Below are 19,625 nucleotides of genomic sequence, written 5' to 3' on the forward strand. Positions count from 1 at the left end.
TGCGGGCCGCCCCGCCGCCACGTGGCGGCTGTCCACTTCGGACCCCGCGTCGCCCGTTCGAGGGCTGGTCTCCGGTCGTCGGGCGGTGTTCCCTGTGCTCGGGTGGGTTCGCCGGCCTCCGGAAGGGGGAGGCCGGCGGGCCCGCCCCCGGAGTACACGAACCGGTCACGCCGGTTGTACGGATCATGTACGCACCGTGCCCAGACTCCGTCCCGTTCGATTCGGACGAGTGACGGGAGACCGATGGTGGTCGGGAATGCGATGGTCCGGCGCGCGGCCGCGGTACTGCTCGCGGCGGGGGCTCTCACGGCCGGGAACACAGTGGCCGCCGGGGCGGCACCACCGGCAGGATCCGGGGACTGGCGTGCCGATCTGTCCACAGTCGACGGTGACGACCTGAACGTGGCCGCGGCCGGTGGCGTGCTGAGGCTTCACGACCTCGCATGGCACCGCACGCAGGTGCGGGCCTCGGGCAGTGAGGGCTACCTCGTCTCCCCCGTGCGGCGCCTCGACACGCCGGTGAACCGGGTCCGCGCGAAGGTCACCGCGGACCTGCCGAAGGGCACCAGCGTCGAGGTCGACGTACGGGGCCGTGCCGGCGCCGACGACTGGACGGAGTGGACTCCCGCAGGCGAGCGACCGGCCGCTTTCACCCAGCCGGTACGCGAGGTGCAGACCCGGGTTTCCCTGTCCAGCACCACCGACGGCAGCACCCCCGTCGTGCGGGAGGTCGAGCTCGGTGCCGCACTCGATCCGCAGGCGAACGCCCTCACCGCGGCCGCTCCGCACACCTACCCGATTTACGCGACCCGGGAAGGCCTCGTCGGCCACACGACGGCGAACGGGCACGTGATCACCTCGAACGACCACTTCGTCGCGCTGCCCTCGGGGAAGTCCCTGTCCGCCAAGGGAAGCGGCAGCTATTCGGTGCGGGTGTGCACCACCAGCGGCAGCCGGTGCGAGTACGCGCCGGTGTGGGATGTCGGCCCGTGGAACACCAAGGACGACTACTGGAACCCGGCCTCGGTCCGCGCCGAGTACACCGACCTCCCGCAGGGACAGCCCGAGGCGTACGCGGCCTATCACAACGGTTACAACGGCGGAAGAGACGACCTCGGCTACAAGGTCGGCAATCCGGCGGGCATCGACCTCGCCGACGGTGTGTTCACCGCCGGCCTGAAGCTGAGCGACAACGGCAACGTCAAGGTGACCTACCTCTGGACCGGCTCGGACGCGGCCACCGGCGTGGTCGGCACCGCGGGAGACCCGGTGACCGTGCGCGCCGGCGCGAGCACGAGCGCCGCGGCCAAGGGCCTGGCGGCGAACTACGCCAAGGTGCCCATCGAATGCCACGCCAACGGCGACTCCGTGACCGGCAAGTACGGCACCAGCAAGGTGTGGGACCGGATCGGGCCGGGGAACTTCATCTCCGACGCCTACGTGAAGACCGCGTCGGGTCAGCCGGCGATCCCGGCCTGTTCCTGATCCCCGTCACGGCTCGGATGCCGCACCGCGGTGGCGGCCCGGGATCCGGGCCGCCACCAGGGGATCACTTGCGGCGCAAGGTCTCCCGGCCCGCGTACCGGGCCTCGGTGCCGAGTTCCTCCTCGATGCGCAGCAGCTGGTTGTACTTGGCCGTGCGGTCGGAACGGGACAGCGAACCGGTCTTGATCTGACCGCATCCGGTGGCCACCGCGAGGTCGGCGATCGTGGTGTCCTCGGTTTCGCCCGAGCGGTGCGACATGACCGCCGAGTAGCCCGCCTTGTGCGCGGTGTCGACCGCGGCGAGCGTCTCGGTCAGGGTGCCGATCTGGTTGACCTTGATGAGGATCGAGTTCGCGATGCCGCGGTCGATCCCGTCACGCAGGATCTCCACGTTGGTGCAGAACAGATCGTCCCCGACGAGCTGGACCCGGTCGCCGATGCGGTCGGTCAGCTGCTTCCACCCGGCGAAGTCGTCCTGGGCCAGTCCGTCTTCGATGGACACGATCGGGAACCGCCCGGTCAGCTCGGCGAGGTAGGCCACGTGCTCCTCGACGCTGCGCTTGCGCCCCTCGCCGGTGTAGTCGTACACGCCGTCGCGGTAGAACTCGGAGGCGGCAGGGTCCAGCAGCAGGGCGATGTCCTCGCCCGGGGTGTAGCCGGTCTCCTCGATCGCTCGGACCACGAACTCCAGCGCCTCGTCGGCCGAGCCGAGCTGCGGGGCGAACCCGCCCTCGTCACCGACGTTCGTGTTGTGGCCGGCCTCGTGCAGCGATTTGCGCAGCGTGTGGAAGACCTCCGAGCCCATCCGCACCGCGTCGGCGAACGTCTCCGCGCCGACCGGGCCGATCATGAACTCCTGGAAGTCGATCGGGTTGTCCGCGTGCGCACCGCCGTTGACGATGTTCATCATCGGCATCGGCAGCAGGTGCGCGTACACACCTCCGACGTAGCGGTAGAGCGGCAGGGTGTTGGCCGTGGCGGCGGCCTTCGCGACCGCGAGCGAAACTCCGAGCGTCGCGTTGGCGCCGAGCCGCGCCTTGTTCGCGGTGCCGTCGAGCGCGATCATCGCCCGGTCCACGTCACCCTGCGCCTCGGCGTCCAGGCCGGTGACCGCTTCGGCGATCTCGCCGTTGACCGCCTCGATCGCCTTGCGCACGCCCTTGCCGTGGAACCGCTGCTTGTCCCCGTCGCGCAGCTCCACCGCCTCGCGGGTGCCGGTCGAGGCCCCCGACGGGACGGCCGCCCTGCCGATCGACCCGTCCGCCAGGGCCACGTCCACCTCGACGGTGGGATTGCCGCGGCTGTCGAGCACCTCGCGGCCCTTGATCGAGACGATGCTTGTCATTGCGCTCCTCGGAAGGTTCCGGCCGAAGCGCTCTGCGACATCACCGTGGGCACCGCGGCAGCAGGCGGCACCACGGTGAGCCGCACATCCGGACGCAGGCTAGCAGAAGACACTGAATCGATCCTGACGCATTGCCCGCCGCACCCTCCCGCCACCCGGCCGCTCAGTCCCGCCGGTGTCCGTCGTCCCGATGCCCGGCCGGGACCGCGAGCACGAGTTCACCGGTCGCCTGTCCCCCGGTGGTGGCTCGCAGCTCGTCCAGGGCAGCCGCCGCGTCGGTCCCCGCGGCGGCGGAATACACGATCATCGACTGATCGGTGTCCGGCAGCAGCAGGGTGTCGCAGTCCAGCGTCAGGCGTCCGGCCTCGGGGTGCTCGATGGTCTTGGTCATCGACCGGGACAGCGTGGACCGTCGTTCCTCCCACATGCTCCAGAACCTCTCGCTGCCCGCGATCAGCTCCTCGATCAGCCGGAGGAGATCCGGATCGCGCGGATACCGCGACACCGCGGTGCGGAGCAGCCCGACGGCTTGCTGTGCCGCTCTCTCGTCCTCCTGCGGGTTGAGCGCGACGTGCTTGGTGCCGTCGCCAAGGAAGCGCTGCCAGATCACGTTGCGCCGTCCTTCCGGCCACCGGCCGAGATCACCGAGCAGCGCCTTGGACATCGCGTTCTGCGCGAGGACGTCCCCTTTGGCCGACTGCACGAGCGCGGGCAGGTCCGTCAGGCGCTGGAGCAGCCGCAGCACGCTCGGCCGGATCGTCGTCTCGATCCGGCCGGCCAGCGGCGGTGCGCTACCGGCGAGGCGAAAGACCTGGTCACGTTCGTCGCGTTCGAGCCGCAGGGCCTGCGTCAGCGACGTGAGCACCTGCGTGGACGGTTGCGGCCCACGACCCTGCTCGAGGCGCACGACGTAGTCGACGCTCAGTCCGGCGAGCTGAGCGACCTCCTCCCGCCGCAACCCGGCCACTCGCCGTCTGGGGCCCGCCGGGAGGCCGACCTCCTCGGGCATGAGGCGGGCACGGGCAGCCTTGAGGACGTTGGCGAGCTCAGCACGGTCCATCCAGCCAGTGTGCGCTCTCCTGCGCGCGCCGTCCTGGGACGGCCGCTCCCAGCCTCGGACGTCCCTGGATGGCTTCCGGCCGCACCGGCACGCTCGGCACATGAGCGAATCACCGGACACCACCACTGTCCTGATCACCGGAGCCAACAAGGGCTTGGGCCACGAAACCGCTCGCCGTCTCGGCGAACTCGGCTGGCGGGTCTTCCTCGGCGCGCGTGACGAGACCCGCGGCCGGGAAGCGGCAGGGAAACTCGCCGCCGGGGGCGCCGACGTCACTTTCGTCCCGCTGGACATCACTTCCGACGAATCGGTCGCGGACGCCGTCCGGATCGTCGGTGAGCACGCCGGTCACCTCGACGTGCTGGTCAACAACGCGGGCGTCACCGGCGAGCTGATCGGGCCGGAACAGACGCTGCCGCAGCACCTCATCCCCGTCTTCCGGGTCAACGTGTTCGGCTCGGTCCGGGTGACCCACGCGTTCCTGCCGCTGCTGCGGGCCGGCCACGACCCACGGGTGGTGATGGTCTCCAGCAGCGCGGGGTCGATGGGGGTCACCACCGACGGCGAACGCAAGGACGTCTTTCCCCAGCTGATGTACCCGGGCTCGAAGGCTGCGTTGAACATGATCACCGTCCAGTACGCCAAAGCCATCCCGGAAATCCGCTTCAATCTGGCCGATCCGGGCTTCACCGCCACCGACCTGAACGGGCACCGGGGCAGCCAGACGGTGACCGAAGGCACCGACGCCATCGTCGAACTGGCCACGACCTCACCCGGGCAGACCGCGCAGTACCGCGATCGCGCCGGCGTGCTGCCCTGGTGATGGACAACGACATGGACAGCATCGACACGAGCGAAGTACCGACCTTTTCGATGGCGGAACGCGATCGCCGCTGGGAGCTGGCGCGAGCCTTCATGGAGCGTGAAGACCTGGACGCGCTGCTCGTGTTCGGAGAACACGAGGACGCCGGGCCGGCGCCGTTCGCCTACGACACCTGGTTCACCAACGGCAGGGCGGGCACGACGGTCGTCTTCCCCCGCGACGGCGAGCCGATCTCCCTGTTCCCGATGGAGATGTTCACCAAGGACCACCTCGAGTCCACCCGGCGGGGCGATCCCGTCTGGATTCCGCCGGAGCGCATCCGGGCGTCCCGGGATGCCCGCGCGGTCATCGCGGAACTGCACCGGCTGGGGCTCGACCGGGCGGCGATCGGTGTCGTCGGCCTCGAGCCCTACCCGCCGTGGCACCCTGAGGGCGTCGTGCCGTACCGGCTGTGGAGCGCGGTACTGCGGGAATTCCCCGGCGCGCGGTTCGAGCCGGTGGGCATGGCTCTGTCGCGGCTCATGATGCCGCTGGGGACCGAGGAGATCGCCGTCGTCCGCCGCTCGGCGGCGATCGGCGACGCGATGGCGCACGCCATGGCCGCCGCGGCCGCACCCGGCGTTTCCGAGAGCGTCGTGTACGCGGCGGGGATGGCCGCCGGCTACGCCCACGGAACGACTCCGGCCGCCATGCATTTCTGGTCGGGCCGTGACCCGCTCGCCTCGGGTCTGCCGCAATGGAGCTACCGCCCGCAAGGCCCCCGCACCCTGCGAAACGGCGACATCGTGTCCGCCGAGGTGTTCAGCAACGTCGGCGGACGGCACACGCAGCACCAGGTCACCATCGCCGTCGGCGAACCACACGAAGACCTGCTGCGAGCCGCGGACGTCGCACGCGCGGCCTACGACGCCTGCCTGCGAGCACTACACGCGGGCCGGACCTTCGGCGACGTCGTCCGCGACCTGCGCGAGCCGTATCACGAGGCCGGCGGATGGGAATTCGGTCCCTCACTGCACGCGCTCAACCCGATGATCGCGGCGAGCGGCTTCCCCGCGGACGCCAGCAGGCGGCTCGCCGGTGCCGGCGCCTATCCCCCGGAAGACGACCACCCGACCATGGCCGCCGACCTGGAACTCCGGCCCGGCATGACGTTCGCACTGGAACCCAACTACGTCGTCGGACGTCACCTCGCCTACCTGGGCGGCACGGTGATCGTCGGCGAGAACGGGCCGATCGAGCTCAACCCGTCGACCGCGCGGATCCTCCCGGCGGGAGCCCCTCAAGGCGGCGGGCAGCATCCGGGTCGCCCAGGTTCCTGACCGAGCCCGGAGTGCGGCTTCCCGGCCCCCGGCTCGAACCCGTCGCCCCACAGCCCGGGTCAACCCCTGCAGACGCGCACCCCTCCTGCGAAACATACCAACCGGTTCGTACGTTACTCTCGGGACTCAGCCGGTGGCCGGGAAAGGAAACCCCAGAACGTCCTCTGTGGACCACCGGTGGCGAAGGAGTGCCGATGGATCACGCCGTCCCGCCCCTCGTGCTCGACCCGCTCGCCCGGGACCTGCACGGGGAAGGCGCCCGGCTCCGCGCGCGCGGGCCGCTCACCCCGGTCGAGCTGCCCGGCGGGGTGCTCGCGTGGGCGGTCACCAGTCCCGCCCTGCTGCGCGAGCTGTTCACCGACCCGCGGGTGTCCAAGGACCCTCGGCAGCACTGGCCCGCCTATGTCTCCGGGGAGATCCCGGCAGACTGGCCCCTGCACATCTGGGTGTCGGTGCGGAACATGTTCACCGCCTACGGCGACGAACACCGGCGGTTGCGTTCGTTGGTGTCCAAGGCGTTCGCCCCGGGACGGATCGCCGCACTGCGCCCCGCGGTCACCGCGATCACCGAGCGGCTGCTCGACGATCTCGCCGCCGGGCCGCCCGATCCGGACCTGCGCGAGGACTACTGCTACCGGCTGCCGATCGAGGTCGTCTGCCGGCTGGTCGGCGTGCCGGAGCGGACCCGCGCCGGGCTGCGCACCGCGATCGCCGGGATGTTCGCCACCTCGGCGACTCCCGCGGACGCCACGGCCACCGTCGAGCGGCTGTACCGGATCCTGGCCGGCCTGGTCGCGCAGCGGCGCACGGACCCGGGCGACGACCTGGCGACCGCGCTCATCTCGGCCCGCGACGAGGACGGTTCGCGGCTGACCGAGACCGAGCTCGTCGACACGCTGATCCTGATGATCACGGCCGGTCACGAAACCACGGTGAACCTGCTCGACCAGGCGGTGACCGCGCTGCTGACGCATCGCGAGCAGCTGCGGCAGGTCCTCGACGGCACCCGCGCGTGGTCCGACGTCGTGGAGGAGACGCTGCGCTGGCAGTCGCCGGCAGCGCATCTTCCGCTGCGGTTCGCCCGCGAGGACATCAAGGCCGGCACCACCGTGATCCACGCGGGCGACGCGATTCTCGCCTCGATCGCCCCGTCCGGGCGCGACGAGGAGTACTACGGCCCGGACGCGGACCGGTTCGACCTCTCCCGTGCCGACAAGACGTCACTGGCCTTCGGCCACGGCGTGCACTACTGCCTGGGCGCGCCGCTGGCCCGGTTGGAGGCGGAGATCGCGTTGCCCGCCCTGTTCGCCCGGTTCCCGGACCTGGCGCCGGCCGTCCCGGCCGGAGCGCTGCGGCCGTTGCCCTCCTTCATCACCAACGGCCACCTGGCGCTGCCGGTGCGGCTGTACGGCTGATCAGAGACCCCAGTCGGCGAGCACCTCCGCGGTGTCCGCGCCGGGGACCGGCGGTGACGACGGAACGTCCGCCGGAGTGCGGGAGAACCGCGGCGCGGGAGCGGGCTGGACGACGCCGTCCAGCTCCACCAGGCCGGAGCGGGCCGCGATGTGCGGATGCGCGGCGACCTCGTCCGGCGCGAGCACCGGCGTGACGCAAGCATCGGCCTCGGCGAAGAGCGCGGCCCACTCGTCCCGGGTACGGGTGAGGAAGGCACGCGTGAACGTCGCGCGCAGCACCGGCCAGCCTTCGCGGTCCAGCTGAGCCGGGAGGCCGGCCTCCGCGAGGCCGAGGCCGGCGAGAAAGGCCGCGTAGAACTGCGGCTCCAGCGCGCCGACGGCGACGTAGCGGCCGTCCGCGCACACGTACGTGTCGTAGAACGGGGCAGCACCGTCGAGGAGGTTGGTGCCGCGTTCGTCCGACCACGAGCCCACGCCGCGCAGCGCCCACATCATCTGCGCGAGCACGCCGGCGCCGTCCACCATCGCCGCGTCGACGACCTGGCCGAGGCCGGTGCGTTCCCGTTCCCACAATGCCGCAAGCACGCCGGTGAGCAGGAACATCGAGCCACCACCGAAGTCGCCGACGAGGTTCAGCGGCGGCACCGGGCGCTCACCCGCCCGCCCGATCGCGTGCAGGATGCCGGTCAGGCCGATGTAGTTGATGTCGTGCCCGGCGCGCTGCGCCAGCGGCCCGTCCTGGCCCCAGCCGGTCATCCGGCCGTAGACCAGCCGCCGGTTGCGCTCGTGACACTCCGCCGGGCCGACCCCGAGGCGCTCCGCGACACCCGGGCGCAGGCCTTCGACCAGCACGTCGGCCTTGCCCGCCAGCCGTAGCACGAGGTCACGGCCGTCCGCGGCCTTCAGGTCCGCCGCCACCGACCGGCGCCCGCGCAGCAGCGGATCGGGCCGCCCGCCGGTGAGGTCCAGTGAGCCGGACGGGCGTTCCACCCGCACGACGTCCGCGCCGAGGTCGGCCAGCACCATGCACGCGTGCGGACCCGGCCCGATCCCCGCCAGCTCCACGACCTTCAGCCCCGCCAACGGTCCCGGCACGCGCCCTCCTCGGTTCGGTTCTCCTGGACTGCGAACCGACCCTACCGGCCGGGCCGCGCGACGTGGGTTACCTCGTCCGTACCGCGGCCCCCGCCGCGACCACGATGCTCATCCCCCGATCTGGTGACCCCATGTCTCGCCACCGAGCCGCGCGGGTACCCGAGTGATATCCAGTCCGCGACGATCACGAACGAATCAAGGGAGCGAATCGTGAGCTTTTTCGACCAAGCCAAGGACAAGATCCAGGAATTCGCGGGGAAGAACCCGGACAAGGTCGGCCAGGGAGTCGACAAGGCCGCCGATTTCGCCGACGAAAAGACCGGCGGCAAGCACGGCGACCAGATCCGCCAGGGCGCGGACAAGCTGAAGGACCGGTTCGGCGGCGAGCAGCAGGGCGGCGGACCGCAGCCCGGCGGCGACCAGGGCGGCCAGTAACCCGTCCTTCCCGCGGACTGTCCCCTCGGTCCGGGCCGTATTCCGGTCCGGGCCGAGGCAGGGCCGGCGAAGAACCGGGTGCGACCAGGACTGGAAACCGGCGTGAATGCGGTGGTGCGCACCCAGGGTGAACGCAGTCGGCCGACGCGGCAGTGGCGAGCAAACGCCGTGGCGGCGAAAGCCCATGACAAACGAGAACAGCGGCGAACCAGAACAGTGGCGGACGAAAGCCGTGGCGGCCCGAACGGCCCGGAATCGGCGGGCGCCAATTCCGCCCGCGTGGTCCGCAGCGTCGGCCGCCTGTTTGTCGCCGCGCCGGGAGCCGGGTGTCCGGTGGCCGATCGTCCACCGGGCCCGGCGAACCCGGCCGCGTCGGGGGTCAGCCGGGTTTGCGGGCGGAGATCAGCAGGTGCTCCTCCGCCTCGGCGCCCGGCTGGTCGGGCGCGAACGTCTCCGAGCGTGTCTCGGTCACGACCAGGCCGGCCGCCCGTACTCGCTCGAGCAGTGCTCCGGCGGAGAAGCTGGTCACGTGGATCCGGTGTCCGAGAAACTCGACCGGCACGTCCTCCACGTCGGAAGGCACTGTCACGAGGGCCAGCCGGCCACCGGGAGCGAGCCACCCCGCGATGTCCGCGAGCGCAGCTTCGGTGTCCGCGCGAGGCATCTGAAGGAAAGGGAAGAACGCGCAGACCGCGTCCCAGCTCGACGGTTCCGAATGCCATTGCCGCAGGTCGGTGTGCACGAAATCGGCGTCGGGGACCTGTTCGCGGGCGATCCGGACCATCTCCGCGGACACGTCGAGACCGGTCACCCGGTGCCCCGCCGCGGCGAGGTCCGCGGCGACCGGACGGCCGGTTCCGCTGCCCAGGTCGAGCACCCGCGAGCCGGGCGGCAGCACCTCGATCAGGTCGCGGACCGCCGCGTTCACCATCGGCGGACGGCCGAACGCCTCCTCGTAGCCGGCGCCGATCGCGTCGAACAGTTCGGCCGCACCGCCTTTCCGGGCCGGGTCGGTTCCGGTCATCGTGGACTCCCCTCCTCGTCGGCGGGAATCACGGTATCCCGGCCAGCGCCCGTGTACGTGCTCGATGGGGAGATTCCTTGGCGCTGGGCTGACGACAGTCGTACGGGCGGCCGGTGTTTCCGGGTCACGTCCCCACTGCGGCCCGATAGGTGGCCGCGGCGACCACCAGGTCCTCCCACGACATTCCGACGCTCTTGAACAGCCGTGGCCCGGGTCCGGGCACGGCCCGCCCGCAAACCAGGTCGGCGAGCGGTACCAGGTCCTCCTCGGCGAGCGCGCCGGAGCGCACGGCCTGCACCACGTCACCGGCTTCCCGGAGCCCGGCAGCGATCGCCTCGACGACCACAGTGGACCGTGCGACCGTCGTGTCGTCGACCTCACGGGCTTCCGGCTCGTGGGAGCCGACCGCGACCACCGTGGCGTGCTCCGGGAGGGCCGCGCCGTCGAACAGCGGCGCCCGGGCCGTCGTACAGCAGGCGACGAGGTCCGCGTCCGCGACATCCGCCGGCGTCCCCGCCCGAGCGGACAACTCGGCGTACTGCGCGACGAAAGCCTGCGTGCGCGCCGGATCCCGGCCGACCACGACCAAGTCCCGCACCGGCCGCACGGCGCGCAACGCGGCCACGTGGCTGTGCGCCTGCGGACCGGTGCCGAACACCACGAGCCGGGACGCTTCGGGCTCGGCCAGCGCGGCGGCCGCCACCGCGGACACCGCGGCCGTGCGCACCGAGGTGATCGCGACGCCGTCCAGCACCGCCAACGGGCTCAGCGTCGGCTCGTCGAGCAGCAGGTAGTGGCCTTGGATACGGGGCAGTCCCCGTTCCGCGTTCCCCGGCGCGACGGACGCGACCTTGACGCCGGTGAACCCGCCCCAGGAAGCAGGCATGAGCAGCAGCTGCCCGGCGGGCACCGGCACCACCGACCGGGCCGGGTCCGCGTCCGGATCGAGCCCGCCGGCCAGCGCCGTCCGCAGTGCTTCGATGGCTTGGTGCACAGTGGGTTTCGCGTCAAGCAGGACCTTCACAGCCGCGATCCTGCCCGGAAGGAGCCACCCGGATCAAGGAAGCACCGCGAGGCACGTCCGGCCACCGCGGTGATCCTGGGCACCACCGCGGGTGCTCCGTCCACAGTGGTCGCTTCGATCAGCCCGCCGGGGAATCGGTGCCGGAGCGCTTCGACGCTGGAAGGTTTCGGCGGCGGAAAGTTTCCGCGGCCGAGCGTTTCGGCGCCGGAGAGTCCCGCGCGAAAGCCGCCGTCCACCGGGGCCCGACCGGGGTCGGTGCAGCGCAGGTCACAGTCGCTTAGATACAAGCTGAGATGCATGCTAGCGTCTCAGAGGTGAACGCAGCCCAGCAGCGCGTGCCCGGCGCCGCCGACCGTGCCTACGAACTGACCAAGGAGCTCGTGCTCTCCGGCGAACTGCCCGGCGGACATCTGTTCAGCGAAGGCGAGATCGCCGAACGCCTCGGGGTCAGCCGGACCCCGGTGCGCGAGGCGTTCCTGCGGCTGCAGGTGGAAGGCCTGCTCAACCTGATCCCGAAACGCGGCGCCGTGGTGGTCCCGGTGCCGCCGGGCGAGGCCGAGGACGTGCTGGACGCCCGGGAGGCGGTGGAGGCCTCCGCCGTGCGGCGGCTGGCTCGCCGTCCGGAGCTGATCCCCGACACGCTCGGGCAGCTGAGCCGGGTCCTCGACACCCAGCGGGCGCACGCCGAGTCCGGCGCCCTGCATGCCTTCGCCGAAGCCGACGAGCTCTTCCACCGCACGATCGTGGCCGCCGGCGGGAACGCGCTGCTGCTCGACTTCTACGCCACGCTCGCCGATCGCCAGCGCCGGATGAACGTGCACGCGCTCAGCCCCATCCGGGCCCAGCTGCCGGACATCGTCGGCGAACACGAGCGGTTGCTGAGCATCATCGCCGCGGCGGAGACCGAGGCGGACGCGTTCGCGCCGGCGCTGCGTGCCCATCTGGACCGGGTGCACCGCCGATGACCACGACCGCGTACCGCTCCCCCGCCACCGTCGCCCGCACCGCCTGGTTCCCGGCCGCCGCCGCGGTGTTCGTGTGCGGCTGGGGCGGCAACCAGTTCACCCCGCTGCTCGTGATGTACCAGGCCGCGGGCTATTCCGCGTTCACCGTCGACACGCTGCTGGGCGCCTACGTGGTCGGTCTCGTGCCCGGCCTGCTGCTGTCCGGGGCGCTGTCCGCGCGGTTCGGCCGCCGGCCGGTGATGCTGGCCGGCACCGTGTTCTCGCTCGTGGCGAGCGCCCTGATCGCGCTCGGCCCGCTCGGCGTCGCGTGGATCGCCGCCGGCCGGTTTCTCACCGGGGTGGCGGTGGCGGTCGCGATGGCTGTCGGCTCGACCTGGATCAAGGAGCAGGCCGACCTCGATCCGCACGCGGCCGGCGACCTCGGCACCCGCCGCGCCGCGCTGTGCCTGACGCTCGGGCTCGGTGTCGGCCCGGGCGTCGCGGGTGTGCTGGCCCAGTGGGGCCCGTGGCCGATGGTCCTGCCCTACCTCGTCCACATCGGACTCACCCTGATCGCCCTGCCGATCGCCGCCCGCGGCGTGGAGACCGTCGATCCGGCCACGCACCGGGCGCCGGTGCGGCGCGGACTGCCCGGCACCACGCGGCATCCGCGCTTCCGGCGGGTGATCGTGCCGATGGCGCCGTGGATCTTCGGCTCGTGCGGCGTGGCGTACGCGATCATGCCGCAGCTCGTGCACGACCGTCTCGGCTCGTGGTCACTCGGCTACTCGACCCTGCTGACGGTGTGCGCGATCGGGGCCGGCGTGGGCATTCAGCCGATCGCGAAACGAGTCGACCGGGCGAACAGCGCGCGGGCCGTGCTCACCGGCATGACCGTACTGTGCGCCGGGCTGGTGCTGAGCGCCGTGGCGGCCGCGGCACGTTCGCCGTGGCTCGCCCTGGCCACCGCACTCGTCCTGGGCACCGCCTACGGCATCGTCGTGGTGTCCGGGCTGCTGGAACTGCAGCGGCTCGCCCGTCCGGAGGAAATCGCGGAGCTGACCGGTGTCTACTACGCGCTGGCCTACCTCGGGTTCCTCCTGCCCTCGGCGCTGGCCGCACTGAGCGGAGTGGCCGGATATCCCCTGCTGCTGGGCTGCCTCGCCGCGCTCGCGCTGGCCGGCACGCTCGTGGTCGCCCGGCACTCACGCCGGCACCTGCCCGATCCCGGGCGGTGATGGAACCTCTTGACGGGGGTTTCACGGCGCGCTGGTCGCCGCGGCATGGCAGGCGCCGAAACCTTCCGCCCGCACCGCGATCCGGCCCGATTCGACACGGATCGCGGTTTCCGTCGCATCGCTCACCGCCGAGACGCCCGCAGCGGACGCGATCGTTCCCGCCTCGTCCACGATCACCCGCAGCCGCGGCCACGCGGACTCGGGACAGGACTGCCGGAGCAGGCCACGCAGGTCGGCCAGCACCAGCGTCACCAGCGGGGTCAGCTCGGCCGGCTGCCCGGTGACCACGACCAGCGTCACCTCGTCGGTCGTGAACGCGGCGCGCACGGCCTCTTCGATCGCCGACAGCCGGTGCAAGCCGAGCACCGCCACCACTCCGTCACCGTCGAGCCGGGCCGGCCGGGCACGCAGAGCGTCGAACGCCTCCGGTGGCGCCCACGGCTCCCCGGCGGCACGCGCCTGCGGCACGATCGGCGGCGTGGGCCAGGTGTCGTCAAACCGGAGCAGCGGCAGCGATTCGCACGCACGCACCACGTTGAACGGTTCCCCGAAGCCCGGTGCGGCGGCCGCGAGCTGGCTCGCCCCGTGCAGCATCGTGAACGCCGCCTCGGCCACGCGGACGAGCCGCCCGTTCTCCTGTTCCGGCCGCGAGAGCCGTTCCAGAGCCAGTCCGAACACGATCGCGTCGAACCGCAGCAGCTGGGCGTAGGGCCGGTGGGTCAGCTCCTCGGCGAGGATTTCCGGCAGCAGGTCCACGCCGAGGCGCGCACCGGGGTCGGACGCCAGCGGCAGCCGCGCCACCCACGCGCGAGCCAAAGCGCCCAGCGCGTCGCCGGCAGTCAGCACTGAGCGCGTGCTCGACGGTCCGTCGGCGAACCCTTCCGCCTCCCGTGCCAGCACGGCGAAGTAGAGCGCCCGCTTGCCCGGGAAGTTGGAGTACACCGCCCCCCGGGTGAGCTCGGCACGTTCGGCGATCACGTCGATCTTCGCCTCGCGGAACCCCCGTTCGGTGAACTCCGCCCGCGCGGCGTCGAGCACCTTCGCACGGTTGCGTTCCTGCGTCTCCGCCCTGCTCAGCCGGGCCATGGTGGGTCCTCCGTTCCGCTCTCCGCCACGGTATCTTCCGCGGGTATATGATGAGATCATCTGAACTGACCATCCCGATGCCAGGGAGATCGCCATGCCTGCCGTTCTCGAACTCGATCTGTCCGATCCCACACTGGTCACCGACCCGTTCGCCGCCTACGGCGTCGCGCGGGAGCGGGGCCCGGTCGCGAGACTCGCGGGGCCCGGCTTCGGCCCGCTGTGGGTGCTGACGCGACACGCCGAGGCCCGCGCGATGCTCACCGACCCGCGCTTCGTGCTCGGCGAAGGCACCTACCAGGCGCTCGAAGTGCCCGAGCACTGCCGCCCGTATCTGCGCACCATGCAGGAAATGGACGGCGAACCACACGCTCGCCTCCGCCGGCTGACCACGCCGGCGTTCGCCGCCCGCCGGGCGCTGGAGTTCCGGCCGCGGATCGAACGCGCCGTGGCTCTGCTGCTCGACCAGCTCCCCACGCGAGAGCCGTTCGACCTGCTCACCACCTTTGCCCAGCCGTTGCCGATGGAGGTCATCTGCGAGCTGGTCGGCGTGCGGCAGGCCGACCGGCCACGCTGGCACGAATACGGCGCGAACGTGGTCCGCGGTTCCGGTGCGGGGTTCGCCGCCGCGGTTCCGGGCATCATCGACGGCGCACGAGACCTCGTCGCCCAGCCGGAGAGCGACCTGCTCCGCCGGCTCACCGGCGACGCCGGGCTCAGCGAGCAGGAAGCCGTCGCCCTCGTCTGGCAGCTCGTGCTCGCCGGGCAGACGCCGGCGAACTTCCTCGCCAACGCCGTCGATGCGCTGCTTTCGCACCCGGATCAGCTGGCCCTGCTGCGTGCGGAACCCCGGCGCTGGCCCAACGCGGTCGACGAGCTGATGCGCTGGTGCGGTTCGCAGCTGCTGACGATTCCCCGGCGCGCGACCGAAGACGTCGAGCTGTCCGGGGTCCTCGTCCGCGAAGGCGACCAGGTGACGGCGTCGATCGCCGCGGCGAACCGGGACCCGCGGGTGTTCGCCGAGCCGGATCGGCTCGACGTCCGCCGGGCCGCGGGAGCCCACCTCGGATTCGCTGCCGGACCGCACTTCTGCCTCGGCGCTTCGTTCGCGCGCGTCCAGATCGAGGTGGCGCTCGCCGCGCTGTTCGAGCGGTTCCCCGCCCTGCGCGTGCTCGAGGCGCCGCGGGTACCGGACCCGGGCACCTGGCGGCTGGCTTCCCTGCGGGTGGCGCCCTCGATCGAGTGACGTCCCGGCGGGAGCGCCCCGGCGCCGCTAGCGTCCCCGGAGTCGGCACCCTGTCCGGGAGGTACGCATGTCCGCAACCCCGACCACGCCGGTCCGCGGGCCGGCCGTGCTGGATCCCCGGCGGATCTGGCCGCTGGTCGCCGTGCGCGGCGCGCTGGCGGTGGTGTTCGGTGTGCTGGCCCTCGTCCGGCCCGGGGTCACGGTGCTGGCCCTCGCCGTCCTGTTCGGGATCTACGCGCTGGTCGACGCGGTCGGCGCGCTCGTGCAGGCGTTCCGGCCGGGCGACGGCGCACACCGGTTCGCCTACGGAGTGCTGGGCGTGCTCGGGCTCGTCGCCGGCGTGCTGGTGCTGGCCTGGCCCACGGTCACCGTGCTGGTGCTCGCGACGCTGGCCGGTGCGTGGGCGGTGGTCACCGGCGTCGCGGAAATCGCGGCGGCGATCCGGCTGCGCAAGCAGATCACCGGCGAAGCAGTGCTCATCGTGGCCGGCCTCGTGTCGGTCGCCGCCGGGATACTGGTGCTGATCCACCCGATCGCCGGGGCGTTCGGCATCGCGATCGTGATCGGCGTGGCCGCGTTGCTGTACGGGATCGCGCTCGTGCTGCTGGCGTTCCGGCTGCGCCGGCTCGCGAAATCCGAGCCAGCGCGGCAGCGCCGATAGCGCGACAATCGGAGCACGACCACCCGGCGGCGAAGGGATCGGTGATGACGCAGTATCCGCGCGGCAGCAACGAGCAGGACGTCCGGCCCGGCGTGGACGCGGGCCGGCTGTGGGCGGGCGGCGTCGCGACCGCGGTGGTGGCGGCGCTGGTCGCGATCGTCGGCCTGCTGATCGCCCGCGGCATCTTCGACGTGCCCGTCCTCGCCCCGAAGGGGGACGGCATCTGGGGCAACGCGAGCACCACCACGTACGCGGTCACGGCCGCGGCCGTCGCCCTGCTGGCCACCGGGCTGATGCACCTGCTGAGCGTCGCCACCCCGGCACCCGGCCAGTTCTTCGGCTGGATCATGGTGCTGGTGACGCTGATCGCGGTCGTCCTCCCGCTCACCCTCACCGTGGCGCCGAGCGCGAAGATCGCGACCGCGGTGATCAACCTGGTGATCGGCCTGGTGATCGCACTCGTGGTCAGCAGCATGGCCGCGAACGCCCGAACCCTGCACCACCGCAAACGCACCCGCCGCGAACCCCCTCCCCCGACACGCCAGTGGCCCCAGCAACCCCCGTCGTCGTACTACGACAACTGAACCAGTTACACGATTCGGCACACAGGGGTGATCGGACGCTTCACTGCACTGCTGAGTAGGAGATGCCGCCGTCCCGCAGCGCGAAACGCTTCGAGCCAGCGTCCTCTGCACCACTGCTCACGGGAGCCCGTCACCGTATCCGCACCACTGGCCCGGACTCCCGCCGCCCGCTCCACACCATCGACTCGGACAGCTCCGCCCCGGCGCATTTCCGCGGCCCGGGGTCTGTCCACAGCAGACAGATTTGATCCACAATGGACCTCAACGCCGGCCCTGCGCGTTGCGACTTGGATCACTGCGACCCGAGAACCGGCTACTGCCGGACGCGGTCGTGTACGACCCCGAGGACGTCGACCTCGTGCTCTGGAAGTGGCTCGAACCGCGCGGCGATTTCCAGCATCTGCCGAGTTGGCGGGAGCTGGGCGAGGAAGTCCTGCACGTCTTCCTCGAAGCGGACGCCGCCGTGCTCCACGAGCGGCTCGACGCCCGCGCCCGCGCCGTCGACCCGGGCGGCCCGGGCTGGGACGAGGCGGGCCGCCGGCTCGGGCTGACCCCGGTGGACGACGCCGTGGCCGCCGCTTCCCGGCAGCCGCCCGGGACACTCCTGCTCCGCTTCGGACGAATTCACCCCGGCCGAACTGGCCGACGAGGTGCTGTCCCGAGCAGGCCTGCACCCAGAGGAATGAAGCCAGACACCTGGACGCGGGCCACCGGCCGGAAGCGGATTGATCACGAAACACCCGGCCGCTTCCGGAGCGAGAACTCAGCCCTTCAGCAGCTGCCGGGCCATCACCAGGCGCTGGATCTGGTTGGTCCCTTCGTAGATCTGGGTGATCTTCGCGTCCCGCATCATGCGTTCCAGGGGGAAGTCGCGGGTGTAGCCGTAGCCGCCGAGGAGCTGGACCGCGTCGGTGGTCACGCGCATCGCCACGTCCGAGGCGTGGCATTTCGCGGCGGCTCCGAAGAACGACAGGTCGGCGTCGCCCCTTTCGGACTTCGCGGCGGCGGTGTAGACCATCTGGCGGGCGGTCTCCACCGCCATCGCCATGTCCGCGAGCATGAACTGGATGCCCTGGAAATCGGCGATGTGCTTGCCGAACTGCTTGCGTTCGCGGACGTAGGACAGGGCGTGGTCCAGCGCGCCCTGCGCGATCCCGACCGCCTGGGCGGCGATGGTCACCCGCGTGTGGTCCAGCGTGCGCAGCGCGATCTTCAGGCCCTGCCCGACCTCGCCGACGAGCCGGTCGCCGGGGATGCGCGTGTCCTCGAAGAGCAGCTCACGCGTCGGCGAGCCCTTGATGCCGAGTTTGCGTTCCTTGGCGCCGAAGGAGAAACCGGGGTCGGACTTCTCCACCACGAACGCGCTCACGTTGGAACCGCGGGCACCGTCCGGGTCGGTGACCGCCAAAACCGTGTAGTACTCCGAGAATCCCGCGTTGCTGATCCACGACTTCTGTCCGTTCAGGACCCAGTCGTCGCCGGAACGGGTTGCGCGGCACCGCATCGACGCGGTGTCGGAGCCGGCGTCGCGTTCGGACAGTGCGTAAGAGAACCCGGCCGCGCCGGAGGCCAGCGGCGGCAGGTACTTCGCCTTCACGTCCTCGTTCGCGGCCAGCAGCAGCGGCATGCTGCCCAGCTTGTTCACCGCCGGGATCAGCGAGGACGACGCGCACACCCGCGCGACCTCCTCGATCACGATGCAGGTCGCGAGCGCGTCGGCGCCGGCTCCCCCGTACTCCTCCGGGACGTGCGGGGCGTGGAAGTCCGAGGCGACCAGCGCGTCGTAGGACGCCTTCGGGAACTCCTCGCGCTCGTCGGCCTCCGCGGCGTGCGGGGCGATCCGCTCGTCGGCGACCGCGCGGACCGCCTCGCGGATCGCCTCGTGGTCTTCGGTCACGGTGAACAGGTCGAAAGTCATCGATGCCTCCGGAATCAGGCGTGCGGAATCGGGCGTGCGGAACCAGGCGTGCGGGGTTCAGGCGTAGGTGTAGAAGCCGCGGCCGGTCTTGCGGCCCAGCAGGCCCGCGTCGACCATCCGCGCCAGCAGCGGCGGCGGCGCGTACAGCGGCTCCTTGAACTCCTCGTACAGCGATTCCGCGACCGCCTTCGTGGTGTCCAGCCCGATCAGGTCTGCCAGCGCGAGCGGACCCTGCGGATGCGCGGCACCCCGCACCAGGCCCTCGTCGATCGCCTCCTTGGTGGCGAAGCCGGACTCGAGCATGCGCACCGCGGCGAGGATGAACGGGATCAGCAGCGCGTTGACCACGAACCCGGCCCGGTCCTGGCACAGGATCGCGTGCTTGCCCAGCACGTCCTGGGCGAACGTACGCGCCCGCGCGGTCGTCTCCTCCGAGGTCAGCAGCGAGGGCACCAGTTCGACCAGCGGCAGCACCGGCACCGGGTTGAAGAAGTGCACGCCGAGCACCTGCGCCGGACGGCCGGTCGCGGTACCGAGCTTCATGATCGGGATGGACGAGGTGTTGGAGGCCAGCACCGCGTCCGGCGCGGAGACGATCTTGTCCAGCCGGCCGAACAGCTCCGCCTTGACCGCCTCGTTCTCCACCACGGCCTCGACCACGAGGGTGCGGTCGGCCAGGTCGTCGAGGTCCGTGCCGACCCGGATCCGCTCCAGCACCGTGGCCGCGGAGTCGATCTTGCCCTTCTTCTCCGCACGCGCCAGCGACGCCTCCAGCCGCGCCCGGCCGGCCTCGGCGGCGGCACCGCTGGATTCGACCGCCACGACGTCCAGCCCGGCCCGGGCGCACACCTCGGCGATCCCCGCCCCCATCTGCCCGCATCCGACCACGCCGACGAGCTCCACGCCGCGTCTCCTCTCCACTGGTA

Annotated in this window: 19 protein-coding genes; 10 read left to right on the top strand and 9 right to left on the bottom strand. The window is 71.6% G+C overall.

Annotated features, from left to right (window positions below; genetic code table 11):
- Positions 1-243 precede the first annotated feature (243 nt).
- Positions 244-1,485 (top strand): DUF8814 domain-containing protein, encoded by a 1,242-nt coding sequence (locus tag BJY18_RS08615; RefSeq protein ID WP_184779224.1) that lies wholly within the window; start codon positions 244-246, stop codon positions 1,483-1,485.
- 64 nt (positions 1,486-1,549) lie between these two features.
- Here BJY18_RS08615 and eno read toward each other — a convergent pair whose 3' ends face one another.
- Positions 1,550-2,830, bottom strand: a complete 1,281-nt coding sequence (gene eno / locus BJY18_RS08620) for a phosphopyruvate hydratase (RefSeq protein ID WP_184779226.1) — start codon at positions 2,828-2,830, stop codon at positions 1,550-1,552.
- Positions 2,831-2,993: 163 nt separating this feature from the next.
- Positions 2,994-3,890: a helix-turn-helix transcriptional regulator gene (locus tag BJY18_RS08625; protein WP_184779227.1), complete on the bottom strand. Its 897-nt coding sequence runs from the start codon at positions 3,888-3,890 to the stop codon at positions 2,994-2,996.
- A gap of 100 nt (positions 3,891-3,990) precedes the next feature.
- On the opposite strand from BJY18_RS08625, the gene BJY18_RS08630 reads away from it, so the two are divergent.
- The 3 genes from BJY18_RS08630 (at position 3,991) to BJY18_RS08640 (ending at position 7,447) form a co-directional block, all read left to right on the top strand.
- Entirely contained in the window at positions 3,991-4,713 is a 723-nt protein-coding gene (locus tag BJY18_RS08630; protein ID WP_184779229.1) for an SDR family NAD(P)-dependent oxidoreductase, read from the top strand.
- An 11-nt stretch (positions 4,714-4,724) separates the two neighbouring features.
- Positions 4,725-6,032, top strand: coding sequence for an aminopeptidase P family protein (locus BJY18_RS08635; protein ID WP_184779231.1), 1,308 nt, complete (start codon positions 4,725-4,727; stop codon positions 6,030-6,032).
- Positions 6,033-6,226: 194 nt separating this feature from the next.
- On the top strand, positions 6,227-7,447 hold the full coding sequence (locus BJY18_RS08640; protein ID WP_184779232.1) for a cytochrome P450 family protein: 1,221 nt from the start codon (positions 6,227-6,229) through the stop codon (positions 7,445-7,447).
- Here the strand turns inward: BJY18_RS08640 and BJY18_RS08645 are convergent, their stop codons facing one another.
- The gene (locus BJY18_RS08645) at positions 7,448-8,542 is read right to left on the bottom strand and encodes a CaiB/BaiF CoA transferase family protein (RefSeq protein ID WP_184779234.1); all 1,095 of its coding nucleotides are present in this window, start codon (positions 8,540-8,542) and stop codon (positions 7,448-7,450) included.
- Between the two features lie 210 nt (positions 8,543-8,752).
- Between BJY18_RS08645 and BJY18_RS36730 the strand changes: the two genes are divergently transcribed.
- On the top strand, positions 8,753-8,977 hold the full coding sequence (locus BJY18_RS36730; RefSeq protein ID WP_184779236.1) for an antitoxin: 225 nt from the start codon (positions 8,753-8,755) through the stop codon (positions 8,975-8,977).
- 379 nt (positions 8,978-9,356) lie between these two features.
- On the opposite strand, the gene BJY18_RS08655 is transcribed toward BJY18_RS36730, so the two are convergent.
- Both BJY18_RS08655 and BJY18_RS08660 read right to left on the bottom strand, forming a co-directional pair.
- Positions 9,357-10,001 (bottom strand): class I SAM-dependent methyltransferase, encoded by a 645-nt coding sequence (locus BJY18_RS08655; protein ID WP_184779238.1) that lies wholly within the window; start codon positions 9,999-10,001, stop codon positions 9,357-9,359.
- Between the two features lie 124 nt (positions 10,002-10,125).
- Entirely contained in the window at positions 10,126-11,025 is a 900-nt protein-coding gene (locus tag BJY18_RS08660; RefSeq protein ID WP_184779240.1) for an ornithine cyclodeaminase family protein, read from the bottom strand.
- Between the two features lie 314 nt (positions 11,026-11,339).
- Here BJY18_RS08660 and BJY18_RS08665 point away from each other — a divergent pair, with 314 nt between their 5' ends.
- Both BJY18_RS08665 and BJY18_RS08670 read left to right on the top strand, forming a co-directional pair.
- Positions 11,340-11,990: a GntR family transcriptional regulator gene (locus BJY18_RS08665; protein ID WP_312873794.1), complete on the top strand. Its 651-nt coding sequence runs from the start codon at positions 11,340-11,342 to the stop codon at positions 11,988-11,990.
- Positions 11,987-13,207 (top strand): MFS transporter, encoded by a 1,221-nt coding sequence (locus BJY18_RS08670; protein WP_184779244.1) that lies wholly within the window; start codon positions 11,987-11,989, stop codon positions 13,205-13,207. The genes BJY18_RS08665 and BJY18_RS08670 overlap by 4 nt, the downstream gene beginning before the upstream one ends.
- Positions 13,208-13,228: 21 nt before the next feature.
- Here BJY18_RS08670 and BJY18_RS08675 read toward each other — a convergent pair whose 3' ends face one another.
- Positions 13,229-14,293, bottom strand: a complete 1,065-nt coding sequence (locus BJY18_RS08675) for a TetR/AcrR family transcriptional regulator (RefSeq protein ID WP_184779246.1) — start codon at positions 14,291-14,293, stop codon at positions 13,229-13,231.
- A gap of 94 nt (positions 14,294-14,387) precedes the next feature.
- On the opposite strand from BJY18_RS08675, the gene BJY18_RS08680 reads away from it, so the two are divergent.
- The 3 genes from BJY18_RS08680 (at position 14,388) to BJY18_RS08690 (ending at position 16,781) form a co-directional block, all read left to right on the top strand.
- Positions 14,388-15,536 (top strand): cytochrome P450, encoded by a 1,149-nt coding sequence (locus BJY18_RS08680; RefSeq protein WP_184779248.1) that lies wholly within the window; start codon positions 14,388-14,390, stop codon positions 15,534-15,536.
- Positions 15,537-15,603: 67 nt separating this feature from the next.
- Positions 15,604-16,197 (top strand): HdeD family acid-resistance protein, encoded by a 594-nt coding sequence (locus tag BJY18_RS08685; protein WP_184779249.1) that lies wholly within the window; start codon positions 15,604-15,606, stop codon positions 16,195-16,197.
- A 44-nt stretch (positions 16,198-16,241) separates the two neighbouring features.
- Positions 16,242-16,781 (top strand): DUF6069 family protein, encoded by a 540-nt coding sequence (locus BJY18_RS08690; RefSeq protein WP_184779251.1) that lies wholly within the window; start codon positions 16,242-16,244, stop codon positions 16,779-16,781.
- 313 nt (positions 16,782-17,094) lie between these two features.
- Here BJY18_RS08690 and BJY18_RS08695 read toward each other — a convergent pair whose 3' ends face one another.
- The 3 genes from BJY18_RS08695 to BJY18_RS08705 form a co-directional block, all read right to left on the bottom strand.
- Positions 17,095-17,409 (bottom strand): hypothetical protein, encoded by a 315-nt coding sequence (locus tag BJY18_RS08695; RefSeq protein WP_184779253.1) that lies wholly within the window; start codon positions 17,407-17,409, stop codon positions 17,095-17,097.
- A gap of 135 nt (positions 17,410-17,544) precedes the next feature.
- Complete coding sequence (locus BJY18_RS08700; RefSeq protein ID WP_184779255.1) at positions 17,545-18,699, bottom strand: acyl-CoA dehydrogenase family protein; 1,155 nt, start codon at positions 18,697-18,699, stop codon at positions 17,545-17,547.
- Between the two features lie 57 nt (positions 18,700-18,756).
- Entirely contained in the window at positions 18,757-19,602 is an 846-nt protein-coding gene (locus BJY18_RS08705; protein ID WP_184779257.1) for a 3-hydroxybutyryl-CoA dehydrogenase, read from the bottom strand.
- Positions 19,603-19,625 lie beyond the last annotated feature (23 nt).

Source organism: Amycolatopsis jiangsuensis (assembly GCF_014204865.1).
GTDB classification, from domain to species: Bacteria; Actinomycetota; Actinomycetes; order Mycobacteriales; family Pseudonocardiaceae; genus Amycolatopsis; species Amycolatopsis jiangsuensis.